The 18,122-nt window shown below is 41.8% G+C and carries 16 protein-coding genes; 12 read left to right on the top strand and 4 right to left on the bottom strand.

Annotated elements, in window-relative coordinates:
* A partial coding sequence (locus tag AAGC65_RS14640; RefSeq protein ID WP_343113205.1) for a KUP/HAK/KT family potassium transporter occupies positions 1 to 961 on the bottom strand: 961 nt, incomplete at its 3' end.
* 194 nt (positions 962 to 1,155) lie between these two features.
* Here AAGC65_RS14640 and AAGC65_RS14645 point away from each other — a divergent pair.
* The 9 genes from AAGC65_RS14645 (at position 1,156) to AAGC65_RS14685 (ending at position 9,257) form a co-directional block, all read left to right on the top strand.
* Positions 1,156 to 1,674 (top strand): T9SS type A sorting domain-containing protein, encoded by a 519-nt coding sequence (locus AAGC65_RS14645; protein WP_343113206.1) that lies wholly within the window; start codon positions 1,156 to 1,158, stop codon positions 1,672 to 1,674.
* A 471-nt stretch (positions 1,675 to 2,145) separates the two neighbouring features.
* Positions 2,146 to 2,757, top strand: a complete 612-nt coding sequence (locus tag AAGC65_RS14650; RefSeq protein WP_343113207.1) for a fumarylacetoacetate hydrolase family protein — start codon at positions 2,146 to 2,148, stop codon at positions 2,755 to 2,757.
* Positions 2,758 to 2,760: 3 nt separating this feature from the next.
* The gene (locus AAGC65_RS14655) at positions 2,761 to 4,473 is read left to right on the top strand and encodes a M23 family metallopeptidase (protein WP_343113208.1); all 1,713 of its coding nucleotides are present in this window, start codon (positions 2,761 to 2,763) and stop codon (positions 4,471 to 4,473) included.
* Positions 4,474 to 4,651: 178 nt separating this feature from the next.
* Positions 4,652 to 5,113 carry a thioredoxin-dependent thiol peroxidase gene (bcp, locus tag AAGC65_RS14660; protein WP_343113209.1) on the top strand — a complete coding sequence of 154 codons (462 nt, stop codon included), beginning with the start codon at positions 4,652 to 4,654 and terminating at the stop codon, positions 5,111 to 5,113.
* Between the two features lie 136 nt (positions 5,114 to 5,249).
* The gene (locus AAGC65_RS14665; protein ID WP_343113210.1) at positions 5,250 to 5,804 is read left to right on the top strand and encodes a sigma-70 family RNA polymerase sigma factor; all 555 of its coding nucleotides are present in this window, start codon (positions 5,250 to 5,252) and stop codon (positions 5,802 to 5,804) included.
* Positions 5,805 to 5,853: 49 nt separating this feature from the next.
* Positions 5,854 to 6,789, top strand: a complete 936-nt coding sequence (locus AAGC65_RS14670; protein WP_343113211.1) for a hypothetical protein — start codon at positions 5,854 to 5,856, stop codon at positions 6,787 to 6,789.
* A 14-nt stretch (positions 6,790 to 6,803) separates the two neighbouring features.
* On the top strand, positions 6,804 to 7,292 hold the full coding sequence (locus AAGC65_RS14675) for a hypothetical protein (RefSeq protein WP_343113212.1): 489 nt from the start codon (positions 6,804 to 6,806) through the stop codon (positions 7,290 to 7,292).
* A gap of 99 nt (positions 7,293 to 7,391) precedes the next feature.
* On the top strand, positions 7,392 to 7,604 hold the full coding sequence (locus AAGC65_RS14680) for a hypothetical protein (RefSeq protein ID WP_343113213.1): 213 nt from the start codon (positions 7,392 to 7,394) through the stop codon (positions 7,602 to 7,604).
* Positions 7,605 to 8,060: 456 nt separating this feature from the next.
* Positions 8,061 to 9,257 (top strand): aspartate aminotransferase family protein, encoded by a 1,197-nt coding sequence (locus AAGC65_RS14685; RefSeq protein ID WP_343113214.1) that lies wholly within the window; start codon positions 8,061 to 8,063, stop codon positions 9,255 to 9,257.
* A 67-nt stretch (positions 9,258 to 9,324) separates the two neighbouring features.
* On the opposite strand, the gene AAGC65_RS14690 is transcribed toward AAGC65_RS14685, so the two are convergent.
* On the bottom strand, positions 9,325 to 10,269 hold the full coding sequence (locus tag AAGC65_RS14690; protein ID WP_343113215.1) for a hypothetical protein: 945 nt from the start codon (positions 10,267 to 10,269) through the stop codon (positions 9,325 to 9,327).
* Positions 10,270 to 10,277: 8 nt separating this feature from the next.
* Positions 10,278 to 11,732 (bottom strand): MBOAT family O-acyltransferase, encoded by a 1,455-nt coding sequence (locus tag AAGC65_RS14695; RefSeq protein WP_343113216.1) that lies wholly within the window; start codon positions 11,730 to 11,732, stop codon positions 10,278 to 10,280.
* A gap of 289 nt (positions 11,733 to 12,021) precedes the next feature.
* Here AAGC65_RS14695 and AAGC65_RS14700 point away from each other — a divergent pair, with 289 nt between their 5' ends.
* Both AAGC65_RS14700 and AAGC65_RS14705 read left to right on the top strand, forming a co-directional pair.
* Positions 12,022 to 14,301, top strand: coding sequence for a glycosyltransferase (locus AAGC65_RS14700; protein WP_343113217.1), 2,280 nt, complete (start codon positions 12,022 to 12,024; stop codon positions 14,299 to 14,301).
* The gene (locus tag AAGC65_RS14705; protein WP_343113218.1) at positions 14,302 to 15,306 is read left to right on the top strand and encodes a glycosyltransferase family 4 protein; all 1,005 of its coding nucleotides are present in this window, start codon (positions 14,302 to 14,304) and stop codon (positions 15,304 to 15,306) included.
* A gap of 476 nt (positions 15,307 to 15,782) precedes the next feature.
* On the opposite strand, the gene AAGC65_RS14710 is transcribed toward AAGC65_RS14705, so the two are convergent.
* On the bottom strand, positions 15,783 to 17,276 hold the full coding sequence (locus tag AAGC65_RS14710) for a glycoside hydrolase family 130 protein (protein WP_343113219.1): 1,494 nt from the start codon (positions 17,274 to 17,276) through the stop codon (positions 15,783 to 15,785).
* 158 nt (positions 17,277 to 17,434) lie between these two features.
* On the opposite strand from AAGC65_RS14710, the gene AAGC65_RS14715 reads away from it, so the two are divergent.
* A complete protein-coding gene (locus tag AAGC65_RS14715) occupies positions 17,435 to 18,112 on the top strand; it encodes a response regulator transcription factor (protein WP_343113220.1) in 678 nt (225 codons plus the stop codon).
* Positions 18,113 to 18,122 lie beyond the last annotated feature (10 nt).

Here is an 18,122-nt window from a genome sequence, read left to right on the forward strand (position 1 = left end):
GCCTTACAGCCTCGGCTATCAGCGTAAATGAACCTGAAATGAGCGCCTGACTGGCAATAATAGCCGCAACCGTTGCAATACCGATACCGAATATCAGGAACCAGGGCGGCATTATTTTGTAAAAAGGGTTATTTACGTTAAGATCAATAGTATGGTTAGCAAATTGAAGCAGCCATACCGCCTGACCAAGATAGTTCAGGATAAGGCAGGCTTTTACATAAATCCAGCTAATACGGATGTTATCTTTACCACAGTGGCCCAAATCGGAGTATAAAGCCTCGGCTCCGGTGGTACATAAAAATACCGCTCCAAGTACGATGAAAGCCTCACCGCCGGTACTGGTACTTAGCAACTTATAAGCGTAATATGGGTTTAAGGCCCTTATTACCGATGGGTCGTGAGCTATATAACTGATACCCAGCACACCCATCATGGTAAACCAGATAAACATGATAGGCCCAAAAGCCTTACCTACCAATGATGTACCAAACTGCTGAATAATGAACAAAGCCGTAATAATGGCCATCACTATTTGCATGGTTGGCAGCTCGGGGTAATAAGTTTGCAGTCCTTCAATAGCTGATGATATGGTAATTGGCGGGGTAATAATACCATCGGCAAGCAAGGCGCAGCCACCAACTACAGCAGGTATTATGAGCCATTTTGCCTTACGCCTAACCAGCGAAAACAAGGAGAATATTCCGCCCTCACCTTTGTTATCCGCACGTAACGTGATCACCACATATTTGAGCGTGGTTTGCAGTGTTAGCGTCCAGAATATGAGGGAAACGCCTCCTAATACTAATGTTTCGGTAATGGTTTGGGAAATGCTGGAATGTTCGGTTCCGACAATAGCCTTAAATACGTATAATGGGGAGGTACCAATATCACCGTAAATTATTCCTAAACTGATCAGCAGGCCAGCCGCGGTCAGTTTTTGCAGATCTTTATGGTTTGACACTAATTATATATTAAAGTTGCAAAACTATCATTTTTTTTGGTTAAACTTAAATAATCATTAAACGTATAAAGAAAAAAGAAGTCTAAACCGTAAACTGAACAGTTTTTGTTAAATTTTGTTAAAAAGTTTTATAAAAACATCATTTTTTGAATTGATCAGGGCTTTATTTATACTTTTGTAAGCAAGACTTAAAAATGAGGCGAAACATTACTTATCTCTTTATTTATAACACACGTATCGTATTAACTGCGCTGTCAGTTTTTATGAGCTGTGCCTTTGCTGCCGAAACTAAGCCTCTGAAGTTAAAAAACGATACCACTTACCTGCGTGTTTCAAAAGGGAAAAAGACCTCTTATTTAAAAAACGGCCTTCATTTGGTACTTCCCCCGTTAAAGCCTGCCGTTACATCAAGCGTAAAAGTGAGTGTACAACGATCAGATGATAAGCTGCTAAATGATGTACAGCTATACCCTAATCCGGTAAACGCTACTGAGCAGATCAATTTAAAATATACCATATCGCGCAATGCCAATGTAACCATTAAGATAATGGATGTTTTGGGCAACGATATCACTACCATGTTCTCATCAAGAGTTGATTCCGGCGATCATAGCATCAACTACCCCATCAACAACAAGCTCACCAGCGGTTTTTATTTTGTACGTGTAGTAGCCGGCACTGAATCGGTTATTAAACGGATTTCGGTACTGTAAAAAGCAAAAAAGTTTAAAAAGTATTTACCCCTTCCTTTGGAGAGTAATAGCCCATGAAAAGGCATAACCTTTGAAATAGCGTGCCATACAAACGACTCACCTGCCCATTGCTTCGCTCGGGCACCTTCTCTTCGCCTGCGGCGGAAAGAGGATAAGTAAAATGGGTAAAAGTCAAAGAAAAGCTCCCTCACCCTCTTTACAGCGAAGCTGAAGAGAGGGTCGACAAGCATAGCGATGTCGGGGTGAGTCGATAAACAGCCTGATTTGATTAAACTGCCTTTTCATGGGCTATTACTCTTTGGAGAGGTTCTGACTTCGTCGTTCCTCCTCGTAATGAAAAAAATAATCCCTCAATCTTAAAAATAGTGATTCAGATAAATTCAGACATAGAGATTTACTTAGAGTATAAAACCCAAATGTTACTACCACTTACCACGCTAATTATTTAGATTTGGCGTTTATACCTTACTTATGAAGATTATTGCCATTGGCCGCAACTATGCCGAGCACGCCAAAGAACTGAATAACCCCGTACCAGCCGTTCCGGTTATTTTTATGAAACCCGATACTGCCATTATCAAGGATAATAAACCTTTTTATCATCCCGATTTTTCTGAAGATGTGCATCATGAGATCGAGATCGTTTTAAAAATAAGTAAAGAAGGCAAGCACATCAATCAAAAATTTGCTGCCGGTTACTACGATGAAATTGCACTGGGTGTCGATTTCACCGCCCGCGACATTCAAAGTCGCCACAAAGAAAAAGGCTTACCCTGGGAGCTGGCCAAAGCATTTGACGGTTCGGCGCCTATCAGCAACTTTGTGCCTAAAAGCAAGTTCGCGAATATTTATGATCTGAACTTTAAACTGGATATCAATGGCGAGGTACGCCAGCAGGGCAACACCCGCGATCTGCTTTTTCCGTTCGAGAACATAATCGCGTTTGTTTCACCATATATTACTCTTAAAAAGGGCGATCTTATATTTACAGGCACTCCACCGGGAGTATCAAAAGTAAAAGTTGGCGACAGGTTGGAAGGATACCTGAAGGATGAAAAACTGCTTGACTTTTACGTAAAATAACACATGGTTAAATATTTAATTACGGCTGCGTTATGCCTGGCCCTTAACGCCGGTATAAATGCCCAAACCACACCTATACAAAGCAGGCCCTACCCGCAAAACTATTTCCGTTATCCGCTTGATCTGCCGCCAAGTACCGCAGGCTCATTCGGCGAGCTGAGACCGGCGCACTTTCACTCGGGGCTCGATTTTAAAACCAACCAGCGTACCGGTTACCCTGTACATGCCGTTAATGATGGCTATATATCAAGGGTAAGGGTGCAGTTTGGCGGCTTTGGCCGGGCAATTTACATTACACATCCCAATGGCTATACTACGGTTTATGGTCACCTGCAAAGCTTTTCGCCCGCGGTTGCGGCTTTGGTGAAAGCTTATCAATACGATCATCAAACCTATGAGGCCGACTTTAATTTGCAGCCAACACAGGTACCTGTTCGTAAAGATGAGGTAGTGGCCATATCAGGTAATGCCGGTGCATCGGCCGGGCCGCATGTTCACTTTGAGATCAGGGATACCAAAACTGAGGAAACTATTAACGCGCAGCTGTTTGGCCTTACCATTCCAGACCGTGTGCCGCCAACCATTACATCTATCGGCATTTATCATTTGAATGGTAACCCTTTCAGCGAAAAAACACCGCGTGAGTTTTTGCCTATCATAGGCGCTGCAGGCAACTATCACCTAACCAAACCCCAAACTCTGCATCTAAGCGGCTATGTGGGTTTCGGCATCAATGCTACCGATATGAACAGCACCTCGGCCAATCATAATGGTATTTATTCCATCGAATTAAAACTGGATGGCCAAACAGTATACACCTTTACAGTCGAGCGTTTCGCTTTTGATCAAACTCATGCCATCAATGCTTATATTGATTACCCCGCCTTCACCTCATCGCGCAGATGGATGCAAAAATGTTTTATACTACCGGGCAGCCACATATCTCTTTACCCGCAATCCATCAATCGCGGTATCATCACTTTTGATGACGATGCGCTGCACGAAGTAGAATACGTGGTAAAAGATGTAGCCGGCAACACATCCACCGTGAAATTAAAGGTACAATCAAGCAAGTATACCCCGGCTGCAAATAAAATAGCAGGCACCTTGTTTCATTACGATAAGAAAAACGAGTTCAGCACCGATAAGGTAAAGGTTACCATTATGCCGGGCAATTTGTATGACGATCTGGATTTTATCTATTCGGTATCGCCTAAACCGGCGTCGGGCTTTTCGCAGGTTCACCACATCCATAACCGGCTTACCCCTATTCATGACAACTATGACCTTTGGATAAAACCAGATGCCGATTTGGGCGCATTTGCTGATAAGGCCGTAATTGTAAGTACCATAGGAGCCTGCCAGGGCGGCTTTTTTGAAGACGGCTATGTAAAATCAAAAGTTACCAGCTTTGGCGATTATTTTATTAAGATAGATACCATACCGCCGGTTATCCACGCGCTCAACATATTGAATGGCAAAAACATGGCTGCGGCCAAAAGCATCAACTTCCGCATAGGCGATAATATGTCGGGCATTAAGAGTTATGCGGGTACTATCGACAATAAATGGGTTTTAATGGAGTGGGATTACAAAAGTAAGATACTAAGTTATACCTTTAACGGAGATATTGCACCGGGCAAACATGAGTTTAAACTCAATGTTAGCGACAATAAAAATAATTTTTCGGAATTTAAGGCAGAATTTTATAGGTAGTATCAAGTAGTTAGTATCAGGTATCAAGATTATCACAATTGAACTTTTACAGTCATCAAAAAGCATGATACTTGATACCAGATCAAGACCACCAAAATTGGGTATTTGCAATCATCAAAAAAATCCTGATACTTGATACTTAGTACTTGATACTGTATCATAACAAAACAAACCACCTATGTCAACATTAAAAGAGGGCAATAAAGCCCCGGATTTTACCGCGAAAGATCAGAACGGAAAAACAGTTTCTCTTACTGATTATAAAGGAAAAAATGTGATCCTTTATTTTTATCCAAAAGATGATACCCCCGGTTGCACTGCTGAGTCATGCGATTTCAGGGATAATTACCAATCGCTGTTAAGTAAAGGCTTTGAAGTAATCGGCGTAAGCACCGACGATGAAAAATCGCACAAAAAATTTGAAACCAAATATAACCTACCCTTTACCCTTATTGCCGACAGCGAAAAACAAATTGTTGAGGCCTATGGTGTTTGGGTTGAAAAAAACATGTACGGCAAGCAATACATGGGTACCGCCCGCACTACGTTTATTATTGACTGCAATGGTGTTATCAGCCATGTGATTGGTAAGGTTGATACCAAAAACTCGTCACAGCAGGTGCTTGATCTTATACAATAACTTTATTTACAAAAGTTTAATTTGTAAGTATATTTGCCACCGCAGCTTTGACACGGAGCATATATGCTTGCTGTAAAAAAGGGCTGGAAAGAAAACAAAATGCAGTAATCAGCATTTTAACTATAAAAATTAAAAAATGTCGTTGCAGGTTGAAGATTCAGAGATTTTAAGCAAGTTCCAGGACGAGAAGACACGTAACGAAGCGTTTAACCTGTTATTGAAAAAATACCAGCAAAAAATTTACTGGCACATACGCCGCATGGTTATTGACCATGATGATGCGGACGACCTGGTTCAGGATGTTTTTGTGAAGGTTTGGAAAAACCTGCTGACTTTTAGAAATGACGCGCAGCTATATACCTGGATGTACAGGATAGCATCAAACGAGTGCATTACTTTTTTGAATAAGAAAAAACAAAAGAATAATGTTTCGTTAGATGATGTGGCTTATGAACTGGCCGATACACTGGCTGATTCGAGCTACTTTAACGGCGACCAGGCGCAACGCAAATTACAGGAAGCTTTGTTAACCCTGCCCGAAAAACAACGCCTGGTATTCAATATGAAGTATTATGATGATATGAAGTATGAAGAAATATCTGACGTTTTGGGCACAAGCGTAGGTGCTTTAAAGGCATCTTTTCACCTTGCGGTTAAAAAGATCGAAGCTTTTTTGCTGTCTAAAGATTAATTTATTTTTGCATTAAACCTTTTAGCACTATGTTCATCTATAGTTATGTATGAAAAGCGATATGGACAATAGGGAGTGGCTGGATGATTATGAATCACTGAAGCGGGTAAGTACCGGAAACCCGTTCACAGTGCCGTCTGGCTATTTCGACGAATTAGCGCAGCACATTACATCACGCATAAGGCTGGAAGAGCTAAAAGGCTCATCCAGTGGGTTTACCGTTCCTGAAAACTACTTTGAACAATTAAGCAGCAACATACAGAGCCGTATACGTATTAACGAGGCTGTAAACACGGAAAGCACTGGCTTTACCGTTCCGGAAAATTATTTTAACGAGCTTAGCAGCAATATCCAAAGCCGCATTACTGTAGAGCAGGCATTAAACCCGGAGCACCAGGGTTTTGATGTGCCCGAAAATTATTTTGATGAGCTTGGCAGCAACATTCAAAGCCGCATTGCCATTGAGCAGTATGTAAATAATGAGGCTGAAAACTTTACCGTTCCTGAAAATTACTTTGAGGAGCTGGATAGCCGTATCCAAAGCCGGATAGCTGTGGAGCAGCATATTCAAAACGAGGCCGAAAGCTTTACTGTTCCTGAAAATTATTTTGAGCAGTTAAGCCAAAACATCCTCAATAAAACGGTTAACCAGGAAACTGCCAAAGTGGTTACCATGCCGGCTGCAGCTAATAAGAAAGGCGTTGTACGCAAGCTTTTCGCATCGCATATTTTCAAGTATGCTACTGCGGCCTGTTTTGCCCTTATATTGGGTATTGGTGTGGTCATTAAAAATGCCGAGACACCTGTAAAGCACGATCAGTCGTTTTTACACGAGCAATTGTCAACCGTGCCTGTTGATGAAATTAAAAATTACCTGCAGTTGCATGCCGATGCAAGCGATACCCGTGCCTTGATGGATCACGGACAACAAATTAACAGCGACAATTTGGATGTAGACCTGTCAGATTATTTAGATACTAATTAAACGATATATTTTTAATGAGTAAATTGATCAGGCTTATTTTTATTTTCTTGTTTATTATAGCTGCCGGCCGTGAATCTTACGCACAGGTCAGCAATAGCCTGGTTCAGCGGCAACGGATAACCCCTGCCCCACCCCGTGATAAAAAAGGCATGGGTAAACGTCTGGAAGCCGCGCGCGACCGGTTTATTGGCAAACAACTTGACCTTACCGATGAGGAATCGGCTAAGTTTTGGCCTTTATACCGCCAATATCAGCAGGAACTTACCGCTGTTAATATATTAAAACGCCTTAACAACTCCAGCGCCGCCACTAACGGCACCGAGCAAATTGATAAAGAGATCTATTACGAAAGCCAGCAGGTAGGCATCCGCAAGCGCTACCGCGATGCTTTCTCTAAAATTCTGCCGCCAGAAAAGGTAAGCAAGCTGTATAAAAGCGAACAGGAGTTTCGCGATGAGCTCATCAAACAACTCAGCGAGCGCAGTGAAAGAGCAGGAAACTAATTGTTATATCTGTGCACGCTATGGCACAAAGCAATTTTCAATAGCAGGGCGAATATACTTATCGCAGAGCGCTCAATTGCCGCTAAGGCTGTTACTTTTGTGGCCACAAAAGTAACCAAAAAGGCTTTCAGCAGAAAGGCTTCTTTGCCGCACATGGCCTTTGCCCTGCAAAACAGGCAGAACCACGGGCTGCAAAAAGTTGCCCTACTTCGTTCGCTCAATGCCCTAAGCTTCAGCAAATATTTGCTATGCCCCCTGCAACCGCACTGGCCACCATGTTCTGCCTGTTTTCACCCGAAGCTGATCTGCTGAATGGAGGACGGGGAATAGTAAATAATAATTGTCATTTTGAGCTATATCGAAGAATTTATTAGGCGATGGATCCTTCGTTTCTAAGAATGACAAAGATAATAGTCAAAAAGCGGATAAAGGCCTGACAAAAAAGCGGGCCAGGGTGTTTTGCCTGTGGGGGGAAGCTTTTTTTTGTCTTGATCTTTTGGTTACTTTTGTATCAAGACAAACGGCGAAGCCCTCTTGAGTACCTCTAAAAAACAAAACATCAACGAAAAACGTAACAGCCTCAGCGGCAATTGAGCGCTCTACGATAGACAAATCTGCGCTATATCATCCATCCTGCCACAGAAGATTGCTTCGTTCTCCGCAATGACGTACAAAGAGAGGATATTTTAACCCTCTTCATCTCCCGCATTACCCTTATCTTTGCCCTGATAACTAAAAACGCATAACTCAATACTTATAACTACATCTATGCCCACCCTTCGTCAGCTTTTTTTAGCCAATAACGCGCAAACCACCAATTTCCCGCTGTTGCTTGAATTTGAACGTGCCGAAGGTATATATATGTACAATGAGGCGGGCAAAGCTTATACCGACCTGATTTCGGGCATCGGGGTAAGCAGCCTGGGGCATGGCAACCCAAAGGTTATTGAAGCTGTTAAACAGCAGGTGGAAAAGTACATGCACCTGATGGTTTACGGTGAATACGTACAAACGCCGCAGGTTCGTTTTGCCGAAAAACTGACTTCTGTACTACCAGAAAACTTGCAGTCGGTATATTTTACCAACTCCGGTGCCGAGGCGGTTGAGGGAGCGTTAAAACTGGCCAAACGTTTTACAGGCAGACAGCAGATCGTTGCCTGCCATAACTCGTACCACGGCAGCACCCAGGGTGCACTGAGCGTAATGGGTAACGAGGAATTTAAACAAACTTACCGCCCGCTATTACCGGGCATCAGCTTTATCCGTTTTAATGAACCTGCCGACCTGCAGCTGATCACCGAACAAACCGCCTGCGTTATCATAGAAACCATACAGGGCGAAGCTGGTATCCGTGTGCCAGACCTAAGCTATATGCAGGCCCTGCGCCAGCGTTGTAATGAAACCGGCACCCTGCTGATACTGGATGAGATACAAGCCGCTTTTGGTCGCACAGGCAAGCTGTTCGCGTTTGAGCATTATGGCATTGTTCCAGATATATTGCTGCTGGCGAAAGCCCTTGGTGGCGGTATGCCCATCGGCGCTTTTATAGCCTCAAACCATATTATGGGGGCTTTAAAAGAAAACCCCATTTTAGGACATATCACTACTTTTGGCGGGCACCCGGTATGCTGCGCTGCTGGCTTGGCGGCATTAGAAGTACTGCTTGACGAAAACCTGATACCTGCCGTTGCCGAAAAGGAAGCCTTGTTCCGTAAGCTGCTGGTTCACCCAGCTATTAAGGAAGTGCGCGGCAAGGGACTAATACTGGCTGTAGAACTGGACAACTTCGACCTGAATAAACAAATCATTGACCGCTGCATTGAAAACGGTGTTATAACCGACTGGTTTTTGCATTGCAGCAACTCCATGCGCATAGCTCCTCCACTCATCATCACTCCTGCGCAAATAGAACATGCATGCGGGGTTATCATGGAGGCTATTGAGTTTTACAAAAAAACCTTATAGTAGCGGGCTATTAAAACATTAAATTCACCGTAACATCGGTTTTAATAAGGATATTTACTTTATAACACTAATTTAGGTTATCTCTTAAATCCTGTATTAACAATTTTGTTCGTATATCAACCGCTTTCTTGACCAAATGATAAGGCGTATTGAAACAAAGGGAGTCTGCAAACCTGTATCTGGTTGGTGTTCCAAGTACTTTAAAGCCTGCAGTATTCAAAGCCTTTTGTACATTATATATAGCCGACTGATTATTATTAAAAGAGCTTTCTTGATATGAAGGAAAGCTTATATAAACCTTAGCCCCCTTCTGTAATGCCTCAGTTTGAAATTTATTTAACTCTTCAATAACATCTTGATTAAACTTATTTGACTCGTCTTCAAGTTTTGCTGCCGGAGGGGTATATATGCCTTTCATATGCCAATGAACACTGGCATCCCCAAAATTATTAAATGAGCTTTTCAAATAAATAGAATCCAAACTTGAATAGGTCGGCAGCTTTTTAAAATTTAAATTCTTTAAATTATATTTAGACATGCTATATTTCATAATTTGTGGAAATACATGTATCCATTGCTTTAAGGATAAAACGTCATAATCCTTTTTTGAGACATCAAAAACAGTTCGTACCAAATTTTCACCCCCGTAAAAATAGTCTCCGTAGTATTGATCGTACTCAGGTACAACAACTATAACATCTCCTTTTTTCACAAAACTTATGGTGTGTTCAAGCATAAACCGCAATCCTATATTTGCGTGTATCGCTGTATTAACTGGGTTAACCTTTAAGGAATCTTTAATAATCTCACTATTGATCCCAAAGCTAAGATTAGATCCGCCAACTAATATTAATCTTGGATATGGCGTATTTACTAATAATGAATCTTTCTTTGTTTTCCCAAACAGTAAAGAATTTGCTATTTTGGGAGTTGGTGGAATTACGATCCCAATAATAAATAACAAGAAAAGTATAATGAAAAACGTTACGGTTTTATTTACGAATAACTTCATGTGAAGAACTAAAAGTGAAAATATATAAATTGCTGGTGCTGATCCTTATTCCAAATACCTATGGTAACAATAAGCACCAGGTAAAAAGCCCATCGAATATATATCGGGGAACTTACAAACAGCTTCTGTATAGCAAATTTTTCTTCACGCCCAATCCATTCAATAACAAAGAATAACAAAACAAGTATACCCAGAGCAGATACATCAAAAGATAAGCCGCCAAGATGAGGGTATGTAAATAACGATTTAGAGAAAATCTTACTGATATAGGATATTGCATGGCTCATATCCTCCGCCCTAAAAAAGATCCAGGCAAAAACCACTAAAGTAAACGTTAACATTATATCAAAGACTTCTTTGAACGTTGGAAAATAAGCCCCCTGGGCTACAATCTCCATATTATTTCTATTTCTCTTAAATATTAATAAAGGCATAAAATAAACCGCGTTCAAGAATCCCCAAACAACAAAGGTCCAATTAGCGCCATGCCAAAAACCACTAACAAGGAAAATTATAAATGTATTTCTAATTTTCATCCAATTGCTTCCTTTACTACCTCCTAATGGGATATATAAATAATCACGGAACCAACTGGATAAAGAAATGTGCCAACGTCTCCAAAACTCCGCTATATCGCGGGAAAAATAAGGAAAAGAAAAATTCCTAAGCAGTTCAAATCCGAACAGCTTTGCAGTTCCTAATGCAATGTCTGAATAACCTGAAAAATCACAATAAATTTGAATAGCAAAGAAAACAGCCCCTAAAACGTGTGAGCTTCCGCTATAACCAGCGGCGTTATTGAAAATCGCGTCAGCTATCTCAGCACAGTTATCAGCTATTACTATTTTCTTAAATAAGCCCCAAAGTATTTGCTTCATACCTGAAGCAGCTGTATCATAATCAAAAAATCGCTTTTTTTGAACTTGTGGTAAAAGGTGAGTGGCTCTTTCAATAGGGCCGGCAACCAACAAGGGGAAAAAGGTTACAAAAAGTGCATATTCAACATAGTTATCTACCGGTTCTATCCTTTTCTTAAAAACATCTACTATGTAAGATAGCTCATGAAAGGTATAAAATGAAATTCCTACGGGTAACACCAGCTTCAGTAATGTAGGATGAACAGGTGCCCCCACTAAACCGGCTGCATCTGAAAAGGTACTTATAAAAAAATTATAGTATTTAAAAAAGCCTAACAACGATAAGTTAATGGCTATACTAATAATAAACCAAAACTTCCTGCCTTTTGAACTTTTAGCTTTATGAATCTTTTTTGCCGCTACGAAATCCAACGTTATTGAGAATAAGAGTAATAGCAAAAATCTATAGTCCCAATAAGCGTAAAAGAAAAAGCTTGAGAAAAGAAGGAGTATATTTTGAATTTTTAAATTTTTGTTAACGCAAAACCAATAAAGTACAAAGACGACAGGTAAAAATATGGCAAAAGGTATAGAGTTAAAAAGCATAGTTTAAGTTATTGCGGCGAAAGTAGAAATAAAATTCATAACACAGAACCTTTTTCTGTTAGTAAATAATTAAATAAATATACCGTCTTTGGTATTTTACGGGATTCAATCCTATGAATTGGTATAGTTTATGCATTTGATTCATATAGCTATACAAAGAGTATCTAAAAGCCGCTTTTCTTTCATAACAGATCAATACTGCACTTTTTTATAGTCACTGATGTAAACAAGCAGCTTCAAGTGCTTGTTTATAATACAACCGTACGTTCTAAAACATCTATATCAACATATGAAAATTGCATATATATCCACCTATCCTCCCCGCGAATGCGGCTTAGCCACATTCAACCAAAATTTAATGCGTGCCATTAATGCCAACTTTCCTGAAAGAAAATCACTGGCTGAGGGTGGCTATGTAGTCGCGTTAAATGATTCTGAAGACAGGCATGAGTACGAATACCCGGATGAGGTTAAATACATTATTCGCCAGGATCATCAAAAAGACTACATTCGCGCGGCCAACTACATTAATACCAGCAATGCTGATGTTTGCATCATGGAGCATGAATTTGGCATTTACGGGGGCGAAAGCGGGATATATATTTTACCATTGATCAACCGGCTCGAAAAACCGTTGATATCCATATTGCACACCATACTCAAAGAACCCAGTTATGTGCAGCGCATCATTATTCGCGAAATAGCCGATCAGTCATCAAAAATAATTGTGATGAGCCAGCGGGCCGTGGAGTTCCTGACCAGTATTTATGATATTCCGGTGAGCAAGATCCAGATCATTGAACACGGCGTTCCTGATGTGGAGGCACCGGTAGAAAATCCGGTTAAAAGCCTGTCGTCATTCAAAAACCACCGTGTCTTATTAACCTTCGGCCTATTGAGCCGCAATAAAGGGCTGGAAACAGTGATCAAAGCGCTGCCTCGGATAGTGGAAAAACACCCCGACGTAATGTACGTGATATTGGGTAATACGCATCCGGGCGTGCTTAAAAGCTCGGGCGAGGAATACCGTGACCATTTGAAATCCCTGGCGCATCAGCTTGGCGTATCGGCCAACCTGGCGTTCATCAACAAATTTGTATCAGAAGAAGAACTGGTGAACTACCTTACCGCCTGCGAGATTTATGTTACCCCATATTTGAATGAGGCGCAAATTACCAGCGGCACGCTATCATATGCGGTTGGCGCGGGCGCGGCTGTAGTATCAACCCCCTACTGGCATGCCACCGAGTTACTGGCCGATAAGCGCGGAAGACTTTTTGATTTCAAAAACTCAGAAATCCTTGCCGATACCGTAATTGAACTGCTTGATCAGGATCGTGTGTTGGTAGAACTGAAAGATAATGCTTATCAATATGGCCTGCATCTGCGCTGGCCTGTTATAGGTTCTGAATTTATTAAAGTGGCCCAGGAAGCCAGTTCAAGGTACGACTTTAGCGACAAGATACTCAAAAACAGTATTGTTGACCCCGAGATATTACCGCAGTTTAGCCTCAACCACGTTTTGCGTTTAACTGATGATACCGGCATTGTGCAGCATGCCAAATACGGCATACCCAATTTAAAAGAAGGCTATTGTTTGGATGATAATTCGCGCGCGCTCATTATGGCCTTAATGGCCTACCAGCGTAATAAAAGTAAGGAAGCCTTTGAACTGCTACCTGTTTACCTGAGTTACATTCACTATATGCAAACAGATGATGGTAACTTCCGCAATTTCCTGAGTTTCGACAGGCGCTATCTGGATGAGGTGGGCTCCGAAGATTCGTTCGGACGTACCATATGGGCGCTGGGCCATTTAATAGGCTGCGCGGCAAGTAACTCCTACCGTGAGTTTGCTCTGGAGATATTCCATAAATCAGTACCGCACTTTACTAAACTGGAACATTTACGGGGCATGGCCAATACCATTATTGGTGTGAGCTTATACCTGCAGGTTTTCCCGTCTGACGAGGGCATGGTAAAAATACTGACCCAACTGACGCAGCCGCTGATTGATGCCTATGAACAAACCCATTCAGACGACTGGCAATGGTTTGAGGAAAAAATGACCTATGATAATGCCATCCTTCCGCTGGCACTGCTGCACTCCTGCGAAATTACCGGCAACGAGGATGCAAAACGAATAGCATTGGCGAGCATGGCGTTTTTAGATAAGCTAACCTTATCAAACGGCTATTTAAGTCCGGTAGGTAATGATGGCTGGTACTATCGGGGCGGCACGTTCCCTACGTTTGATCAGCAGGCTATTGAAACAATGGCCATGGTGATGATGCATTTTCAGGCTTACCAGATATTCAGGATACCGCAATACATTGAAAAGATGTTTTTAAGCTACAAGTGGTTCCTGGGCGAAAATACCCTGCGCGCGCCTCTGTATGACCATGAAACCAAAGGCTGCTGCGATGGCTTGTTGCCTACCGGTATTAACCGTAATCAGGGTGCCGAAAGTACGCTGGCTTACCTTATTTCGCACCTTACGGTATTGAAAGCCTTTGAGCTGGAATACGAGTACAACAAGTATGGTACTCAGAAAGTGGAGATCTGCTAAATGAGGGTTGCAATATTGGCCCCCGTAGCCTGGCGTACACCGCCCAGGCATTACGGGCCCTGGGAACAAATAGCATCAAACATTGCCGAAGGCCTGGTAAAACTGGGCCTTGATGTTACCCTTTTTGCTACCGGCGACTCTATTACCGCTGGCAAGCTTGACGCGGTTTGTGCAGCAGGGTACGAAGAGGATAAGCAGGAAGATGCTAAAGTGCTGGAATGCCTGCACATCAGCAATTTGATGGAGAAAGCCGGTCAGTTTGATATTATTCACAATAATTTTGACTTTTTGCCGCTTACCTACTCCGGACTTATTAAAACGCCGATAATCACGACCATACATGGTTTTTCGTCGCCCAGGATAATTCCGGTTTATAAAAAGTACAACCACATGGGGCATTACGTATCCATCAGCAATGCCGACCGCAGTCCGGAGCTTGATTATTTGGCAACCGTGTATAACGGCCTTGATACCACTGATTTTGAGTTTATGGAGAAGCCCGGCGATTATCTGCTTTACTTTGGCCGCATCCACCCACACAAAGGCACTGCCGAAGCTATTGAAATAGCTAAAAAAGCTAAACGTAAACTTCTGATAGCCGGCATTATTCAGGATGAGAATTACTATCATGAAAAAGTTGAGCCTTTTTTAAATGAGGACATAGAGTATATTGGCCATGCCGGCCCAGAAAAAAGGAAACAGCTATTAGGCAATGCCCTTGCTCTGCTACACCCCATCAGCTTTGAAGAGCCCTTTGGCATGAGCGTAGCCGAAGCCATGCTTTGCGGTACGCCCGTGATAGCTTTTGATCGTGGCTCGATGCCCGAACTGATTGTGAATAACCAAACCGGCTTTTTGGTAAACACCATTGATGAAGCCGCGGAGGCCGTTATCCGCTTAAACCAAATTAACCGTTTGGATTGCCACAACCGGGCAAGCACCCTGTTTTCAAAAGAAAAAATGGTGGCTGATTATCTGGAGTTGTATAAGCGGATATTAGTCTGAAATCAGAAACCTAAGGAAAAAGTAGCCTTAACGCTTAAGCCTCTCTTCATACTTGCGCCAGAGATGGGAAAGGTTTGTGTCATTGCGAGCGATAGCGTGGCAATCGCTAACTGCACAAATCAAACTTGCATAGTTCGCGATTGCTTCGTTCCTCGCAATGACAAAATTTTTTATATATTTGTATAGAACTCAAGAGGGCGTATACTTTATAAAGTATACGCCCTGTTTGGTTAGGCTTATAAAAACTCAGGAAGTGCCAAAATTCATATCACTATACTAACAATCAGACACTTACAACTTTTTAAAGCATAAATAGTTGGCAAAAGTTGAAGAATTTCGAAGCAAAATCCCTTAAAATGCACCAAATTCAATCAAATTCAGCCTTTTTTCACCAATTTTTGATACGTTTTTAAGCTAAAAAATTATTTTAAAAAGTTTTAAATATCCACAACCCTACTCTGCACATTTTTCAATTTTCACTTTTGAATTTTGACTTCTTCCTCCTCACTAACGTCTTCTTTTAGTTTTTTGAGCAGGGCGTCAAGGCACACCTCCGCAAAGGCAGTAGAAGAGTCAGATACACCATAGGGGATGATCAGTTTATCATTATGTACAATGGAGCCGCAGGAGTACAATACATTGGGTACATAACCTTCCCGCTCATCACTGTTGGGGATCAGCAGGGGCTCGCGCAAGCGGCCTATCTCTACAGCGGGATCGTCTAATTTGAGTAAACTCGCACCCAGCACATAGCGCCGCATAGGGCCTACACCGTGGGTAATCACTATCCAGCCATCCTCGGTTTCAATGGGTGAACCGCAGTTACCTATCTGGATAAACTCCCAGGTAAATTTGGGCTGCTGCAACAGAATGGGTTTCTCCCATATGTTTATTTTATCGGAGTACATGATGTAGTTGTTACAACCATCAATACGCGATATCATTACAAACTTACCATTTACCTTACGGGGGAAAAGCGCCAGGTTTTTATTCTGCGCCCCCGCACCATAAAGCGGCATTATTTTAAAATTATAAAAATCAGAAGTTTGCAACAGCTTAGGCATAATAAGCGAACCATCGTAGGCCGTGTAGGTAGCATAGTATACGTAAGTGCCATCCTCATTAATGAATTTTACAAAACGGGCATCTTCAATACCTTTGCGTTCATATTCAGAAATGGGGAATATAACCCGGTCGGATAGATCAGTATCCAGCGAAAACACAATTTCATAGTAGGAATCGGCCAGCCAGAGTACTTTATCGTACTCTAACCGTTTCATATCGTTTTCCTGCAGCTTTTGCGAATCAATAATAATACGACGCAGGTTAGCGTATTCAAAATGATGATCAAGTTTTGATTCCAGCTCGTTGATCACATCAATACTGATCTGGGTGATGGCTGCCTTTTCAAAGAACAGCTTTTTGTTATATACCGCGTTACGGACAATCTCGGCCTCGTCAATATAGCTACCCGAAGGCTGTATGGTGATGTTGTTATATTTATCAAACAGTGCCCGCCTGAAAGTAATGGATGAAATATGCCCCTCGCCCACGGCCCTGAAACTGATGATAACCCTTTTCTGTCCATCTTCCAGTTCGGTTTGGTCGGGGTCTTCAATTATGGATGGGTTAAAGAATGCCGCCGACTCGATAGAATATTCATGCGTAAAGTAAGATCCTATCAGCAATTTGCGGTAAACGGTTAGCGTATCAAAATCAATACTCAGCTCATGAAAAAGCGGCTTTAACTTACTACAGTGGCGGTTTAATACCCGGGTAATATTACGGTGACGCTTAGAGTATTCCTGCAATAACGGCGATACGATACCGAAGGCCTCATCTTCACTAATATTCATGACGCGTTCTATCACCTCTTTGGCACGGTCGTTACCGTTAAAAAAAAATCTTGCAATAACACGCTTGGGGTCTGGGTTAACTCTTATAGGTTTGCGTTCGATGGAAAGTCTCATATTAAAAGTTAGCGTTTAATCATTAACATCATTTCCCAGAAATTGATTGCATTAATTTGATAAACCTTTAGTTTAATTTGCTCCTATTATAAATGTATATTTATTATATACATAATTGCTTAATTTATGAGTTATAGCTTTTGTAAATTGCAGACCGTATGAATGTATTAATTGTTGAAGACGAAAAAGGCCTTGCCCTTGAAGTTGATGAGTTTTTAAGCCACGAAGGTTTTACTGTTGAGCACGCGCGAACCAAAAAATCAGCAGAAGAAAAGATCTTTGTGAACAACTATGATTTTATACTGCTTGATTTAGGTCTGCCTGATGGTGATGGCTTTGGCCTTTTAAAAATGCTGAAAGGCCTTGAAAAGCGCGAAGATGCCGTTATAATACTTACCGCCCGCGGCGCCGTTGATGATCGCGTATTGGGCCTGGAGCAAGGTGCCGACGATTACCTGGCCAAACCATTTTCATTAAGTGAGCTTTTAGCCCGTATGCACGCCATAACCCGCCGCAAGCACCGGCTGGAAAGCAACGACATTAATATCAAAGGCCTGCGTGTTAATATCCAAAACCGCACGGTAATGTTTAATGACGAGCGTATTAACCTCACTAAAAAAGAGTTTGAGATATTCAACTACTTAGTGCTAAATAAAAACCGGGTAATATCGCGCACTAACTTAACGGAGCATGTTTGGGGCGATGTACTGGAAATAAACTCTGACTCAAACTTTGTTGATGTTCACGTTAAAAACCTGCGCAAAAAGCTATCGCAATACATCCCTATTGATTGGTTTGAGACCGTTAGGAGTATTGGCTATCGCATCAATATTTAATTATTCGTTT

Source organism: Mucilaginibacter sp., from assembly GCF_039207105.1.
Lineage (GTDB): Bacteria > Bacteroidota > Bacteroidia > Sphingobacteriales > Sphingobacteriaceae > Mucilaginibacter.